This is a genomic window from Arthrobacter sp. CJ23, assembly GCF_024741795.1.
Taxonomy (GTDB): Bacteria; Actinomycetota; Actinomycetes; order Actinomycetales; family Micrococcaceae; genus Arthrobacter.
In genome coordinates this window covers 2216820-2230509 of record NZ_CP102950.1, presented here as the reverse complement: position 1 = coordinate 2230509, position 13690 = coordinate 2216820, and the positions used below count along the sequence as shown (strand labels likewise).

15 protein-coding genes are annotated in these 13690 nt (G+C 64.6%); 5 read left to right on the top strand and 10 right to left on the bottom strand.

The window, feature by feature from the left end:
* The first annotated feature begins 46 nt into the window (after positions 1 to 46).
* From NVV90_RS09820 to NVV90_RS09800, 5 genes are all read left to right on the top strand, one after another.
* A complete protein-coding gene (locus tag NVV90_RS09820; protein WP_258440956.1) occupies positions 47 to 970 on the top strand; it encodes a LysR substrate-binding domain-containing protein in 924 nt (307 codons plus the stop codon).
* 75 nt (positions 971 to 1045) lie between these two features.
* Positions 1046 to 1699: a histidine phosphatase family protein gene (locus NVV90_RS09815; protein WP_258440955.1), complete on the top strand. Its 654-nt coding sequence runs from the start codon at positions 1046 to 1048 to the stop codon at positions 1697 to 1699.
* A 53-nt stretch (positions 1700 to 1752) separates the two neighbouring features.
* Positions 1753 to 2511: an SDR family NAD(P)-dependent oxidoreductase gene (locus tag NVV90_RS09810; protein WP_258440954.1), complete on the top strand. Its 759-nt coding sequence runs from the start codon at positions 1753 to 1755 to the stop codon at positions 2509 to 2511.
* Complete coding sequence (locus NVV90_RS09805) at positions 2508 to 2981, top strand: MaoC family dehydratase (protein ID WP_258440953.1); 474 nt, start codon at positions 2508 to 2510, stop codon at positions 2979 to 2981. Before NVV90_RS09810 ends, NVV90_RS09805 begins: the two co-directional genes overlap by 4 nt.
* A 70-nt stretch (positions 2982 to 3051) precedes the next feature.
* Positions 3052 to 4254: an acetyl-CoA C-acyltransferase gene (locus tag NVV90_RS09800; RefSeq protein WP_258440952.1), complete on the top strand. Its 1203-nt coding sequence runs from the start codon at positions 3052 to 3054 to the stop codon at positions 4252 to 4254.
* Here NVV90_RS09800 and NVV90_RS09795 read toward each other — a convergent pair.
* The 10 genes from NVV90_RS09795 to NVV90_RS09755 all read right to left on the bottom strand — a co-directional run bounded on the left by NVV90_RS09795 (position 4135) and on the right by NVV90_RS09755 (position 13688).
* The gene (locus NVV90_RS09795; protein ID WP_258440951.1) at positions 4135 to 4746 is read right to left on the bottom strand and encodes a hypothetical protein; all 612 of its coding nucleotides are present in this window, start codon (positions 4744 to 4746) and stop codon (positions 4135 to 4137) included. The two genes, NVV90_RS09800 and NVV90_RS09795, sit on opposite strands and share 120 nt — an antisense overlap.
* Positions 4747 to 4855: 109 nt before the next feature.
* Positions 4856 to 4993 (bottom strand): amidase family protein, encoded by a 138-nt coding sequence (locus NVV90_RS21065; RefSeq protein ID WP_396125373.1) that lies wholly within the window; start codon positions 4991 to 4993, stop codon positions 4856 to 4858.
* Positions 4994 to 5076: 83 nt separating this feature from the next.
* On the bottom strand, positions 5077 to 6294 hold the full coding sequence (locus NVV90_RS09790) for a cytochrome P450 (protein WP_258440950.1): 1218 nt from the start codon (positions 6292 to 6294) through the stop codon (positions 5077 to 5079).
* Positions 6295 to 6307: 13 nt separating this feature from the next.
* Positions 6308 to 7324 (bottom strand): PDR/VanB family oxidoreductase, encoded by a 1017-nt coding sequence (locus NVV90_RS09785; RefSeq protein WP_258440949.1) that lies wholly within the window; start codon positions 7322 to 7324, stop codon positions 6308 to 6310.
* A 218-nt stretch (positions 7325 to 7542) separates the two neighbouring features.
* The gene (locus tag NVV90_RS09780) at positions 7543 to 8664 is read right to left on the bottom strand and encodes an ABC transporter substrate-binding protein (protein ID WP_258440948.1); all 1122 of its coding nucleotides are present in this window, start codon (positions 8662 to 8664) and stop codon (positions 7543 to 7545) included.
* A gap of 255 nt (positions 8665 to 8919) precedes the next feature.
* Positions 8920 to 10161 carry an acyl-CoA dehydrogenase family protein gene (locus NVV90_RS09775; protein ID WP_258440947.1) on the bottom strand — a complete coding sequence of 414 codons (1242 nt, stop codon included), beginning with the start codon at positions 10159 to 10161 and terminating at the stop codon, positions 8920 to 8922.
* The gene (locus NVV90_RS09770; protein ID WP_258440946.1) at positions 10162 to 11235 is read right to left on the bottom strand and encodes a phosphotransferase family protein; all 1074 of its coding nucleotides are present in this window, start codon (positions 11233 to 11235) and stop codon (positions 10162 to 10164) included.
* A gap of 8 nt (positions 11236 to 11243) precedes the next feature.
* Positions 11244 to 12365, bottom strand: coding sequence for an ABC transporter substrate-binding protein (locus NVV90_RS09765; protein ID WP_258440945.1), 1122 nt, complete (start codon positions 12363 to 12365; stop codon positions 11244 to 11246).
* 81 nt (positions 12366 to 12446) lie between these two features.
* Complete coding sequence (locus NVV90_RS09760; protein WP_258440944.1) at positions 12447 to 13463, bottom strand: NADPH:quinone oxidoreductase family protein; 1017 nt, start codon at positions 13461 to 13463, stop codon at positions 12447 to 12449.
* A 3-nt stretch (positions 13464 to 13466) separates the two neighbouring features.
* The gene (locus NVV90_RS09755) at positions 13467 to 13688 is read right to left on the bottom strand and encodes a biotin/lipoyl-binding carrier protein (protein WP_258440943.1); all 222 of its coding nucleotides are present in this window, start codon (positions 13686 to 13688) and stop codon (positions 13467 to 13469) included.
* Positions 13689 to 13690 lie beyond the last annotated feature (2 nt).

The window sequence follows — 13690 nt, the reverse complement described above, 5'->3', positions numbered from 1 at the left end:
CTGATACCCTGTTTGCAATAATCGGGCGAAGAAATGGCCTTCCACGATGCAAATCAACCAGCTTCAAGCGTTTCTCGCGGTAGCCCAGGAGCTCCACTTCGGCCGGGCCGCGGCCCGCCTTCATGTCGCACAGCCGCCACTGAGCCGGACCATCAAACAGCTTGAGACCGAGCTGGGAACCCTGCTTTTCGAGCGCAACACACGGTCCGTGACGCTGACTGCCAGCGGACAGGCCCTTGTGCCGGCAGCCCGCGAGGTCCTTGACGCAGTCCGCCGTGCGGAAGTTGCTGTCAGGTCGGCAGCGGACGGACGGGGCGGACTCGTCCGGATCGACTTTGCCGGCATCTCCACCCACGGGCTCGTCGCGCGGCTGGCACGCGCCATACGCCTGCTGTACCCCGGAATCCGGCTTGAACTCTCGAGCCAGCATTTTGGCCAGTCGGCCATGCGCCGCCTCTCGAACGGCGAGACCGACATCGCGCTCGGCAGATGGGACTTCGCACCCCCGGGAATTTCCACCGAGGTGGTGATGCCTGACTCCCTGCTGATGGCGCTGCCGGACACCCATCCGCTCGCCGGGGAGCCCGAACTGTCCATTGCGCAGTTCAAGGACCAGCCATTCGTCACCCTGCCGCCCCATGAAGGTGCCGTCCTGGACGACCGCTTGCGCCTCATGGCCCGCTCGGCCGGCTTTTCGCCGGACCTTGCCCAGGTTGCACCCGATACCCAGACGGCGCTGGCCCTGGTGGGTGCCGAAGTCGGCTGCCACCTAACGTTGGCCTCGGTGGCCCGCTACGCCGATTCCACCCAGGTGGCGTTCGCGCGGCTCACTGAGTCATCGCCCGACGTCGACCTCCGCGCCGCTTGGCGGGCCGGAGACAACACGCCGGCGCTGCACGCCGTTCTGGCCGAAATACTGGCCTTCACCGGTATGGAGGACGTCCAGGATCCCGGGGCGCGCCACGGGTAGTGCAAGCATCCGGCTGGCACCCCGATAGCCAGCAGAGGGTAGTTCCCGGGCGGTGTGTTGACTACCGTCGGGACTGTGAGTGTTCTCTATTTGGTCCGGCACGGACAAGCATCTTTCGGCACCGAAGACTACGACCGGTTGTCGCCCCGCGGCAAGGACCAGAGTCAAGCCCTCGGCACCCACCTGGGCCTGTGCGGAACCGTTCCGAGCCGCATCGTCAGCGGCGGCATGAAGCGCCAGCGCCAAACGGCACAGGGACTCATCGAGGGCGCCGGCTGGGACACGGCTCCCGTCGTCGATCCGGGCTGGGACGAATTCAACGCCTCCGATCTGCTGAACGCCTATCCGGAGGACGACCCCACCGCGAAGACCGATTCGCGGGCCTTCCAGCGACTGCTCGAGAAGGCCTCCGCCCGCTGGGCCTCCAACAACCACGACGCCGACTATCTGGAGTCGTTCTCCGCGTTCACACAGCGCGTCGACAGGGCCCTGGACAGCGCAGTCGAAGGGCTCGGATCGGGTCAGGACGCAGTGGTCGTCTCCAGCTCGGGAGCCATTGCCTGGGCAGCAGCCCGGCTTCTCAACGGCGGATTTCCCCAATGGCTCGCACTCAACCGGGTCACCGTGAATTCCGGCGTCACCAAGATCGTCACCGGTTCGTCCGGGAAGACGATGGTGACATTCAACGACCATGGCCATCTTCCCCGTTCCTGGGTCACTTACCGCTAAGCGGGCAGGGACAGGGATCGGCTTCACCCAAGAGAAGGAAACAGGTTTTCATCATGACTGAACAGCAGCGCACCGCACTGGTAACCGGAGCAGGACGCGGCATCGGCGCCGACATTGCCCGGCGCCTGGCGTCCGACGGATTCAACATCGCAGCGATCGACCTCGACCAGGCAGGACTCGATGCCCTCACTGCCGAGCTAACCGCCGCCGGCTACCGGGCCATCGGCATCGTCGCCGACATCTCGGACGAGGCCGCCGTCGAGGCCGCCGTCACCCGCACCGCCGACGAACTTGGCCCTCCCGTGGTGGTGGTCAACAACGCAGGCATCATCCGCGACAACCTGCTCTTCAAGATGTCGCTCTCCGACTGGGACCTGGTCATGAACGTGCACCTGCGCGGATCCTTCCTGGTGGCCCGCGCTACCCAGAAGCACATGGTCGAGGCCAAGTGGGGCCGCATCGTCAACCTCTCCAGCACTTCTGCCCTGGGCAACCGCGGCCAGGCCAACTACTCGGCGGCCAAGGCAGGACTGCAGGGCTTCACCAAGACCCTTGCCCTGGAATTGGGCCCCTTCGGCGTGACCGCCAACGCGATCGCCCCCGGCTTCATCGAAACCGAGATGACGGCCTCCACCGCCGAGCGCATGGGCATCACTTTCGAGGAATTCACCGCCAAGGCCGCCGCGGCGATCCCGGTGCGCCGCACCGGCAAGCCCGCGGACATCGCCAACGCCGTGTCCTTCTTCGCCTCCGAGGACGCCGGGTTCGTTTCCGGCCAGGTGCTGTACGTGGCGGGCGGACCGAAGGCATGAGGATCTTCAGCGGCATCGACCACTTCGCACAGTGTGTGGGTGAGGAAATCGGCGTCACCGAATGGCGCACCATCACCCAGGAAGACATCAATGCGTTCGCCAAGGTGACCAACGACTACCAGTGGATCCACGTCGACACCGAGCGTGCGGCCTCAGGCCCGTTTGGTACCACGCTGGTGCACGGCTACATGACGCTCTCGCTGGTGGCCGGGTTCATGTTCGACACCTACCGCATCGGCGGAATGTCCATGGGCGTGAACTACGGATCGAACAAGGTCCGTTACCCGGCCCCGGTCCTGGTCGGCTCAAGCGTGCGTGGCCGGGTCAAGCTGGTGTCCGTTGACCGCGAGGACACGTGGGCACAGGCAACAGTCCAGGTCACGGTCGAACAGGAACTCAATGGCGAGGCGAAGAAGCCAGGCTGTGTGGCCGAGGTGGTCTCCCGGCTCTACGAGGCCACTGCCGCCTGAACCGAGGCAAGATCGTTCGTCCTGCTCTGCCCCGCATATGCCGAAGACCCCTTCACGAAGGAGCACCACCATGCCCAGAGCCGCCATCGTGGCAACAGCCCGCACCCCCATCGGCAAGGCGCACCGCGGGGCCTTCAACAACACCTCCGCCCCTGAACTGGCCGGGCACGCGATTGCCGCGGCACTGGCCAAGACTGGCATCGACCCGTCGCTGGTCGAGGACGTCATCATGGGTGCCGCCGCGCAACAGGGAACGCAAGGCTTCAACGTCGCCCGCCAAGGCGCACTGCGCGCCGGCTTGCCGGTGACGGTTCCCGGGCAGACCATTGACAGGCAGTGCTCGTCGGGGTTGATGGCGGTCGCCACGGCGGCCAAGCAGATCCTCGCGGATTCCATGAATGTGGCAATTGGCGGCGGGGTCGAGTCCATTTCGCTGGTGCAGAACCAACACATCAACAAGTTCCGCAGCCGCGATCCCTGGATTGAGGCCAACCACCCGGGCGCCTACATGCCCATGCTGCAGACCGCCGAACTCGTGGCCGAGCGCTACGGGATCAGCCGCGAGGCGCAGGACGAAATGGGGGCCGCCTCCCAGCAACGGGCAGCGCGGGCCCAGGAAACCGGCAGCTTCGATGACGAGATTGCGCCGATCCGCGTGACCATGCTGAGGACCGACAAGGAAAGCGGTGAAGTCACGGAATTCGAGCAACTCGTCTCCCAGGACGAGGGCGTGCGCGCCGGCACCACATTCGAAACCCTTGCCGGGCTTCGCACGGTACTGATGCCCGGTGACTTCACGGCGAACCCGACCGTGACAGCCGGCAACGCCTCGCAGCTGTCCGACGGGGCCTCGGCGAACGTGTTGATGAACAGCGACTATGCCGCGTCCTTGGGCTTGTCACCTCTTGGCTACTACTGCGGCATTGCCGTGACCGGGTGCGAACCCGATGAAATGGGCATTGGACCGGTCACGGCCATTCCACGGCTCTTGAAGAACCACGGCCTCACCGTTGAGGACATCGGGATCTGGGAACTGAATGAAGCCTTCGCGTCCCAGGCGGTCTACTGCCGTGATGTCCTGGGGATCGACCCGGAAAGGATGAACGTCAACGGCGGTGCGATCGCCCTGGGCCACCCCTACGGAATGACCGGTTCACGGGCGGTTGGCACTGCACTGCTCGAGGCCCGGCGCCGGGACCAGCAATTCGCTGTCATTTCCATGTGCGTAGGTGGCGGCATGGGAGCCGCCGGTCTGTTCGAGCTCGCGCGCTGAAGGCACACCACGGATCATCCTGAGCACCTGCTGAAAAGGCGAAAACACCGACGGCGCCAGGCGCTTCACCACGGTCGATGTCGGCACCCGACCATCGATGGGCGGCATTGCCCCGGCCGCGGCGGCTTCGCGTACCCGGTGCTCGTCGTTGGGGTGCGCCCAGATCTGGACGATCCCGTTGCTCTGCCCGAACTCCATCCGCCCGGCCCTAACGAGCGAGCCATGCTGGCTGCGTTCCTTGATCGCCGTCGACCAGGCCTCATCGGCGGCGCGAAGCTCCGAGACTGTGAAGTAAGTAGTCAACCGGATTTCGAAGACCGGTCCGATGGCGCCGGGTGCCCGCTCTTCAACGATGTCGAAGGGGATGACCCGCTCCACCATCAACCGGTTGACGAGTCCACCCGGGGCCGGGGGCCGGTTCGGGTGCTGGGCGGCGCGGGCCCGCAGCTCGGTGCGCTCGGCCTGGTCCTGGTAGGGCCACACGTGGATCACTTCGATCGACTTGGTAGGTACGGATGTCGTGAATCATTGACACATCGTTCGTGTGTTTGCTGTGCAGGCCGCCATCCATGCGTCCGAAGGTCGGGAGCCGCCCTCCGGCTCACACACCGAGACGCTGATCCTGATGTCTAGTTCCCTGGCATTGTCGATGGCACGCGATCGCTGCCGCCGAACCACTTGACGAACCTCCCGTGACACGGGCCAGGTTCCAGGGATTTCGCGGTGGTGGCCAGGGCACGTCAAACGACGGTCCCCCATGGGCCGCATGCCGGCGTCGGGAGCGTGTGATCCCGACGCCGGCATGGCGTCCCTTGAACCACCCTAAACGAGCGTCAGCCTCAGCGGAACCGAATTCCAGCCGCGCAGGGTGTTGTTGTGGTGGCGTTCGATTGGCGAGGCAAGCTCGATGCTCGTGATCCGGGGAATCAGCTGTTCCAGCAAGGACGCCGCTTGGAGTCGGGCTGCGTGCTGGCCCACGCACTGGTGGATGCCCATGCCGAAGGCAAGGTGCCCGGAGGGATCGCGCGACAGGTCGAACGCGTCCGGGTTCTCCCAGCGGCGGGGATCGCGGTTCGCCGCGGCAAAGCACAGCATGACCCTGCTGCCTTCGGGGATGGTGCTGCCGCCGATGGTGACGTCGGTGGCGGTCTTGCGGAAGATCTGCTGGACCGGGGATTCCCAGCGCAGCGATTCGTCGAAGGCGACGCGCGCCAGGTTGGCGTTCCTGCGCAGCGCTTCCCACTGTTCGGGGTTGGAGGCAAGGGCATAGAGCATGCCGGAGATCCCGTAGACGGTGGTGTCCACGCCTGCCGAGAGCAGCGAGCGGGTCAGCAGCGGAGCCTGGTCGTGGAGGATGTCACCGCGGTCCGCGGCGGCCCAGATGTCGGCACCGAAGCCCCCGGGCTTCAACGCGTCGCGCTGGCATTTGGCCGTGGCCCACTCAGTGTACTCAGCGGCCTTGCATTTGCCCTGCTCCACCAACTCGTTGTCGGGACCAAGCGCATTGAAGATATGGTCCGCGTAAGGCACCAGGTTTTCGCGGCCCTCCTCGTCGATGCCGGAGGCCTCGGGGAAGAAGTTCACGGGGAGCTTTGAACCAAGTTCACGGTGCCCGTCGATCTCAACCTGCCCACCGGACGCGGTGCCCGCCAACAGCCCCTCAATCAGGCCTCCGGCCACCTCCATGCAGGTGTCCTTCATCGAGCGCAACACCCGCGAGGAAAGGATCGCCTGCAGCACCTCGCGTGGCGCATCGTGTTCCGGCGGATCCATCTGCAGCAGGCCCCGGGCACGCCATGGCTCGTTGAGGCCCACGCCGGCACCCGAGATCAGCTCCTGCCAGTTCGCGACGGCGGCGGAGAGGTCCTCGTAGCGTCCGATCGCATACGCGTTGTACTTGGAGAGGAACACCACGGGGCCGGCTTCGCGAAGGCGCTCCTGGAACGGCAGGGGGTTGTCCAGGATTTCCGGCGAAAACGGGTCCTCGTCGAGGACCGGGATGGTTCCGTGGTTAACAGGGCACTTCGTCACTGTCGACATGGGTGGGTAGCTCCTAAAGATCCAGCACAAGGCGATCGGTGATCGCGCGTGAGACACAGACAAACATTCGGTCGTTCTTGGCTCGCTCGGCGTCATTCAGCAGAGAGTCACGGTGCTCCGGGGTGCCCCGCAGGACGCTGACCTCACAGGTGCCGCACACGCCTTCGTTGCACGAGGAGAGCACGGGGACGCCGGCATCGCTTAACGCCGAAAGCACTGTTTCCTCGGTCCCGACCGTGATGCACTTCTTGGAGAGTGCCAGCTCGAGCTCGAACGGCTCGGTCCGTACGGGGGCCGGCAAGGTTGCCGGGACGAAGCGTTCGAATCGCACCGCCCAGGACGGCCACCCGGAGGCGGCGCCGGCCACTGCGTTCAGCAGCGGTTCCGGTCCGCAGCAGTAGACGCGTCCGCCGTCGAGCGGTTCATTTAGGAAGGTGAGGTTCAGGTGGCCCAGTTCGTCCTGCGGCCAGATGGTGACCTTGTCCCCGTACTGGGCCAGCTCGTCCAGGAAGGCCATCGAGGCACGCGTGCGGCCGCCGTAGTGCAGGTGCCAATCGATGCCGAGCTGCTCGGCTGCAACGATCATCGTCATGATCGGGGTGATCCCGATGCCGCCGGCAATGAACTCGTAGCGGGTCGCCTGGGACAGGTGGAAGTTGTTGCGGGGGGTTCCCACGGTGAGCCTGTCTCCGACCGCGAGCTGCTCGTGGATGTAGCGTGAGCCGCCCTTGGAGTTCGGTTCGTTCAGCACCGCGACCTCGTACGCATGTGGGTCCCAGCGGTCGCCACACAGGGAATAGTGGCGCGAGAGGGTTCCAGCGTCCGCGGTCGGGAGCATCAGTTCGATGTGTGAACCCGGCGCCCAGTCAGGGACGCGGCCGTTGCGCGGTTCCTCCAGTCGCAAGCGCACGACGCCGTCGGCGATGACTTCCTTGCGTGCGACCCGGAGGGACTGGATTCCAGGGCGAGCGGCAACGGGCCTGGAGGTCGAGGATTCGTCGACGCTGAGCGAATCGGCAGTAGTAGTCATACGACGATCATCCGGGCAAAGCATCGCTGTAATCAATCTCACAGAACGTATCAAGGCGATAGCCAGGTGGCAGCGGGCGATTGCTTGACAGCTGACCGCGGCTGCCTTTGAGACAAGAATGTCCCCGTGCCGCAGGTGCGGTGCACGGGGACGTTGGTCCTGCCCAGGCGTTTGTGGGATTGCGTTCCGGCTTACGCGCGCGCGAATTCCGTTCCGGCTTACGCGCGCGCGAATTCAGGGACGAGCTGCTCATAGGTGATGTCGCCCTTCTTGACGCTGCCAAAACGCAGCGCGAGTTCGGACATTCTTTCCACCGTGTCCTTCCTTGCCTTGAACATCGGGCTCAGCTTGGGCTGCACATCCGCAATGTAGTGCTCGACGTACTCGGTGGCGATGTCGGGCGCCTTGCCGCCAAGGCCGTTGTCGTTGAGCAGCCGGGCTGCCGCTTCCTTGTTGTCACCGATCCTTTTGCTGGCAGCTTCCTGCGCGGCCAGCCAGTTCTGCACAACTTCAGGCTGCTGCAGCGCCATCTCTTCGCGGACGGCAATAGCGACAACTGCCTGGTTGCGCAGCAACTCCGGCGCGCTGGCCTCGGCAAAGTCCAGCAGGATCGTCCCGCCGGTTTCCTTGGCAATGAACCGCGTTGCCGTCCACTGGACGCCAACATATGCGTCAATGCGCTTGGCTTTGACGTTCGGGATCGCCTGGGCGGTGGGGCCGACGGCAAGCACCGTGACGTCACTGTCCTTCATGCCCGCCAATTCAAGGGCCAACCGCAACTGCAGGTCGCCACCGGCGCCGACTGCCGTGACGCCGATCTTCTTGCCCTTCAGGGCGTGCATCTTCTCTTCGAAGCCTGCATCGGCTGCCGGCCACTGGCTGTCCGGGCCGCCAACGATCCCGTACGTGGTTTCCAGGTTGCGGAAACCAACCAACACCGGACGCTTGCCCTTGGAACTGTTCGCGTGGGTTGCCATCAGCAGCCCCGTGTCGGCTGCGTAGCCGTCCACGGCACCTGCAACCAGCAGCTGGAATGCCTGGACGCCACTTTGCGGTGTGATGTGCTTGGGAACTTCGAGTCGGTGCTGCGCGTAGATCTTGTTTTCCATGTTCATGGTGTCGAGGAAGTACGCATCGCCGGGGAACGCCGCGACGGTGAACTTGTGCGTTGCGGCTGATGCCGCGGGTCCCTGGTTGCTACCACAGGCCGCCAGCAACGAGGCAGAACCCAGTGCCGCCGCGCCAAGTCCCGCATACCTCAACAGTGATCGGCGCGCGATTCCGTTGTCCCATGCCTGCAGATCCCCACGGGGCGATCCGCCATTTTGTGACTCAAACATTCATGCTCCTGTGTGGTTGATTCGTCCTTGGTGAAACCGCTTGCATTGGGCAATCCACAGCCTGCATTCGCGGCCCAGGCATTCTCCCGGCGAATTCGAGCGCCGGTGTGACCCAAGTCTCTTGGGGGAAGGCGTGCGTTGGAAGCGCCACAACCATTGCAGGGTGATAGCGATCCCCGATCATCGGCGTAGATAAGTGCGGACACAAAAATGTCCCCCGCACCGCGGTTGCGGTGCGGGGGACATCGGACCTGCCTAGGCGTTGGCACGGGCCTCACGCCGGGCGCGCTGGCGCTTGAGCTCATTGCGGGCAAGTGCATTCTTGTGCACTTCGTCGGGGCCGTCTGCGAAGCGGAGCGTGCGCGCATAGGCGAATGCGGAGGACAGGAAGAAGTCCTGCGACAGGCCACCTGCACCGTGGACCTGGATCGCCTTGTCGAGGATCCATTCAACGGTGGACGGGGTGGCAATCTTGATGGCCTGGATCTCGGTGTGGGCTCCCTTGTTGCCCACGGTGTCCATGAGCCAGGCGGTCTTGAGCACCATCAGGCGCAGTTGCTCGACACGCACGCGGGACTCGGCGATCCAGTCGCGGATCACTCCCTGATCGCTCAGCGGCTTGCCAAAGGCAACACGGCTGTCGGCACGCTCGCACATCATGGAGATGGCGCGCTCGGCCATGCCGATCGCACGCATGCAGTGATGGATGCGGCCAGGGCCCAGACGGGCCTGGGCGATGGCGAATCCGTCCCCTTCCCCACCGATCAGGTTTGTCACGGGGACCCGCACGTTCTCGAACACGATCTCGGCGTGGCCGCCGTTGTAGGTGTCCTCGAAGCCGAGGATTTTCATGCCGCGCTTGATGTTCACGCCCGGCGTGTCGCGCGGAACCAGGACCTGGCTCTGCTGCCGGTGCCGGTCGGCCGTAGGGTCCGTCTTGCCCATGACGATCAGGATCTTGGCGTTCGGGTTCATCGCACCGGTGATGAACCACTTGCGGCCGTTGATCACGTAGTCATCGCCGTCACGCACGATGGAGGTCTCGATGTTTGTCGCATCCGAGGAGGCGACGGCGGGTTCCGTCATGGCGAAGGCGGAACGGATTTCGCCGTTGAGCAGCGGCTTGAGCCACTTTTCCTTCTGCTCTTCGGTGCCGAACTCGGCAAGCAACTCCATGTTGCCGGTGTCCGGGGCCGCGCAGTTCAGTGCCGCCGGGGCAAGGGTGCGGCTGCGGCCGGTGATTTCGGCAAGCGGGGCGTACTGCACGTTGCTCAGCCCTGCCCCCTCTTCGCCGGGCAGGAACAGGTTCCACAGGCCACGGCGGCGCGCTTCGGCGCGCAATTTCTGCAGGATCGGGGATTCTGAGAACGCGTACGGGTTCTCAAGATTGTCCAGTTCCTCCTGGTATGCGGCTTCGTTCGGGTACACATACCCGTACATGAAATCGACCAGCTCCTTCTTCAGGAGCTCGGTCCGCTCGTCGGTTGAGAATTCCATCTACTTGTACTCCTTCAGTGATTCGAGCCCGAGTCCCAGCAGCAAAGGCACCGTACTGCCGCTGTCCTCGAAGCCCTCGCCAACGGTTTGGCGGTTGATGTGTCTGTAGCGGACGCCCTCGGAAATGCCTGCCAGCTTGAAGCAGGCCAGACCCAGGTGGAATCCGAATCCGTCAAGAGAGCGGCCGCTCTCCCTCTCGTACTGCGCCATGATCTCCTCCTCGGAGGGGTAGCCAGGCGCCAGCGTCACGTCGTAAGTGGCAGGATCCATCGATTCCCGAGCTGCCACGATCCGTGCGCGGCGCTGGTAGATCAACATCAGGGCCAAGTCCAGCAGCGGGTCCCCGAGCGTGGCCAGCTCCCAGTCGATGACTGCTGCCGGCAGGTCGTCGGCGCCCATCAACACGTTGTCCAGGCGGAAATCGCCGTGAACGATGCCGGAGGCGGACTCGGAGGGCACTGCCGCAAGGAGCTCTTCGTACAGCTTGTCCGCTCCGGGAAGTTCCCGGGTGAAGGAGGCGTCGAGCTGCTGCTTCCAGCGCTTCACCTGACGGCCGAGGAAGCCCTGGGGCCTGCCGAAGTTGCCCAGGCCAACGCTGGCCGGATCGACGCTGTGCAGCTTCGCCAAGGTGCGCACCAGCTCGGTCCCGATGGCCCTGGTACGTGCCTCGCCGAGCGGTTTGATCTCGTCGGCATACCGGTACGGCAGGCCGTCGATCCGTTCCATGATGTAGAAGTCGGCACCCAGAACGTCCTTGTCCCCGCAATAGGCGAACATCCTCGCCACCGGGACGTCCGTGTTCCGAAGCGCATCGGCCATGGTGTACTCGCGGCGCATGTCGTGGGCGGTGGCCATGATGGTGCCCAGCGGCGGACGGCGCACAATCCATTGGCTGGCCCCGTCGCTGAGCTCATACGTCAGGTTCGATTTTCCGCCCTGGATCAGACTGGCCGAGAGCTCCCCCGTCACCAATCCGGGGCATTCCCGGGCCAGCCAATCCGTCAGACGGTCAAGATCGAGCCCGGTGGGCGATTCACGGCGCGTTGCCACGCCGCCGTCGTGTGTTGTCTTCATTGCGTCACTCATGCCCGGGCGAACTCCGGGACGAGCGCCTCATAGCTGATGTCGCCGTCCTTGACGCTTCCAAAGCGCAGGGCGAGTTCGGCCATGTGGTCCACGGTCTCCTTCGTTGCCTTGAACATCGGCTTGAGGTTGGGGGCCATCTGGTTCGCATAGTGCTCCACGTAGGCTGCGGCGATTTCGGGTGCCTTGCCGCCGAGGCCGGTGGTGTTCAGCAGATCGGCCGCAGCCTTCTTGTTTCCGATGATCCACTTGCTGGCATCGTCCTGGGCAGCCAGCCAGTTCTTGACGATCTCCGGGTGCTGCTGCACCATGTCCTCGCGGACGCCCATCGCAACCACGGCCTGGTTCCGCATCAGCTCGGGCACACTCGCCTCGGCGAAGTCGATCAGGATCGTCCCGCCGGTCTCCTGGGCGACGAATCGCGTTGCAGTCCATTGGACCGTGACATAGGCATCGACTCGGCCGGCATTCAAGTTGGGAATCGCCTGGGCGGTGGGGCCCACGGCAAGTGCCGTCACGTCGCTGTACTGCATGCCTGCCAGTTCAAGGGCAAGTTTCAACTGCAGGTCGCCGCCTGAACCGACGCTTGAGACGCCGATGCGCTTGCCCTTCAGGGACCTGATCTTCTCTTCGAAGCTCGTGTCGGCCCCTGGCCAGCTGTGGTCCTTGCTGCCGACGATCCCGTACGTTGTCTCGAGCGTCCGGAACCCGAGCAGCAGCGGGCGCTTGCCCCTCGAGCTGTTCGCGTGGGTTGCCATCAGCAGCAGCGTGTCCGATGCGTAGGCATCGACGGCGCCGGCAACCAGCAGCTGGTACGCCTGGACGCCGCTTTGCGGGCTGAGGTGCTTGGGGACCTCGAGCTTGTGCTTGTCGTAGTCCTTGTTGGCAAGGTTGATCGCATCAAGGAAATAGGCGTCGCCCGGGAAGGCAGCAATGGCGAGCTTCTGCGGCTGGCCGGCGGCGGCTGCGTTGCCGTCGCTCCCACAGCCGGTCAGCAAGGACGCCGAACCAATCGCCGCCGCGCCAACGCCGAAGAACTGCAACAGCGAACGTCTGGAGACTCCGCCATCCAATGCCAGCAGATTCCCGAAGGGCGATCCGCCTTTCTGTGACTCAAACATTGCTACTCCTTTGTAGTTGATTCATGCCTGGCGTACTTGGCTGTGCCACGTGCCGGAAATGATGCAGATTCCTGCTGCTTCCTACTGCCCGGCCCCGGCGTGTTCCATGACGACCCGGCCAACGGTCTTTCCGTCTGCGAGCCGCTGAAGCGCCGAGGGCACGCCGTCCAGGGTGAATCTCTCACTGACGAAAGGATCGATGGCACCCGAGTCCGCCAGCTTGCTCAGTTCACGGTGGCATTCATCGACAGCCGCAGGGTTCTTGGTGTTGTAGAGGCCCCAGTGGATGCCGATGATGGAATAGTTCTTCACCAGTGCGTGGTTCAGGGAGGCGGACTGGATTTCCCCGCCGGCGAAACCGACCACAATGATCCGGCCTTCGAACGCGATGCACTTTGTGGAGCGCTGGTAGGTCTCCCCGCCGACCGGGTCGTAGATGACGTCCGCGCCCTTGCCGCCGGTGAAGATCTTGACCTGCTCCACGAAGTCGTCCCTGCGGCGGTCGATGACCAGGTCCGCGCCGAGCTTCCTGGCGTACTCGGCCTTGGCTTCGCCGCCGACGACGCCGATGACGGTTGCCCCGGCGGCCTTGCCGAGCTGGATGGCGGCACTGCCCACGCCGCCGGCGGCGGCGTGCACCAGCAGCGTCTCGCCGGGCTGGATCCGGGCCAGCCGGTGCAGCCCGAACCAGCCGGTCTGGTAGCCGATGAACAGGCTGGCTGCCTGCGCGTCATCGAGCGAGGCCGGCGCCTGGTGCACCTTGTCCTGGTCCATCAGCGCGTACTCAGCGAAACCACCATGCGGAAGTGTGGTCAGGCCCAGCACCCTGCCGCCCACTACGGCACGGGTGACGCCCGGACCGGTGGCGACAACCTCGGCGCAGACCTCGCGGCCGGGAGTGAAGGGCAGCTCCGGCCTGACCTGGTACACGCCGCGGCACATCAGCACGTCAGGGAAGTTGGCGGCGGAGGCGAGCACGCGCACCACTACCTGGCCTTCTCCCGCTTCGGGCACCGGCCGTTCGACAAGCTGGAGGGCGTCCACCGGTTCACCAAGTTCGGTGACCGACCACGCCTTCAAAGTGCTGGGGATGGGCATGTCCTACTCCGCCTCGAACTTGATGAGCGGCTGACCGGGGGCAACCACGTCGCCTTCGGCCACGTGGACTTCCAGTACGGTGCCGGAGTCCTCGGCCGTGACCGGAATTTCCATCTTCATGGCTTCGAGGATCATGAAGACGTCGTCTTCCTCCACGCGGTCACCCGGCGCAACGAGGATCTTCCACACGTTGGCGCCCATGTCTGCCTGAATTGTCTCTGCCATCT

Excerpts from the sequence above, each read along its gene's own strand:
- NVV90_RS09755 (WP_258440943.1), bottom strand. The coding sequence starts at position 13,688 with ATGGCAGAGACAATTCAGGCAGACATGGGCGCCAACGTGTGGAAGATC.
- NVV90_RS09765 (WP_258440945.1), bottom strand. The coding sequence starts at position 12,365 with ATGTTTGAGTCACAGAAAGGCGGATCGCCCTTCGGGAATCTGCTGGCA.
- NVV90_RS09805 (WP_258440953.1), top strand. The coding sequence starts at position 2,508 with ATGAGGATCTTCAGCGGCATCGACCACTTCGCACAGTGTGTGGGTGAG.
- NVV90_RS09780 (WP_258440948.1), bottom strand. The coding sequence starts at position 8,664 with ATGTTTGAGTCACAAAATGGCGGATCGCCCCGTGGGGATCTGCAGGCA.
- NVV90_RS09810 (WP_258440954.1), top strand. The coding sequence starts at position 1,753 with ATGACTGAACAGCAGCGCACCGCACTGGTAACCGGAGCAGGACGCGGC.
- NVV90_RS09820 (WP_258440956.1), top strand. The coding sequence starts at position 47 with ATGCAAATCAACCAGCTTCAAGCGTTTCTCGCGGTAGCCCAGGAGCTC.
- NVV90_RS09800 (WP_258440952.1), top strand. The coding sequence starts at position 3,052 with ATGCCCAGAGCCGCCATCGTGGCAACAGCCCGCACCCCCATCGGCAAG.
- NVV90_RS09770 (WP_258440946.1), bottom strand. The coding sequence starts at position 11,235 with ATGAAGACAACACACGACGGCGGCGTGGCAACGCGCCGTGAATCGCCC.
- NVV90_RS09785 (WP_258440949.1), bottom strand. The coding sequence starts at position 7,324 with ATGACTACTACTGCCGATTCGCTCAGCGTCGACGAATCCTCGACCTCC.
- NVV90_RS09775 (WP_258440947.1), bottom strand. The coding sequence starts at position 10,161 with ATGGAATTCTCAACCGACGAGCGGACCGAGCTCCTGAAGAAGGAGCTG.
- NVV90_RS09760 (WP_258440944.1), bottom strand. The coding sequence starts at position 13,463 with ATGCCCATCCCCAGCACTTTGAAGGCGTGGTCGGTCACCGAACTTGGT.
- NVV90_RS09790 (WP_258440950.1), bottom strand. The coding sequence starts at position 6,294 with ATGTCGACAGTGACGAAGTGCCCTGTTAACCACGGAACCATCCCGGTC.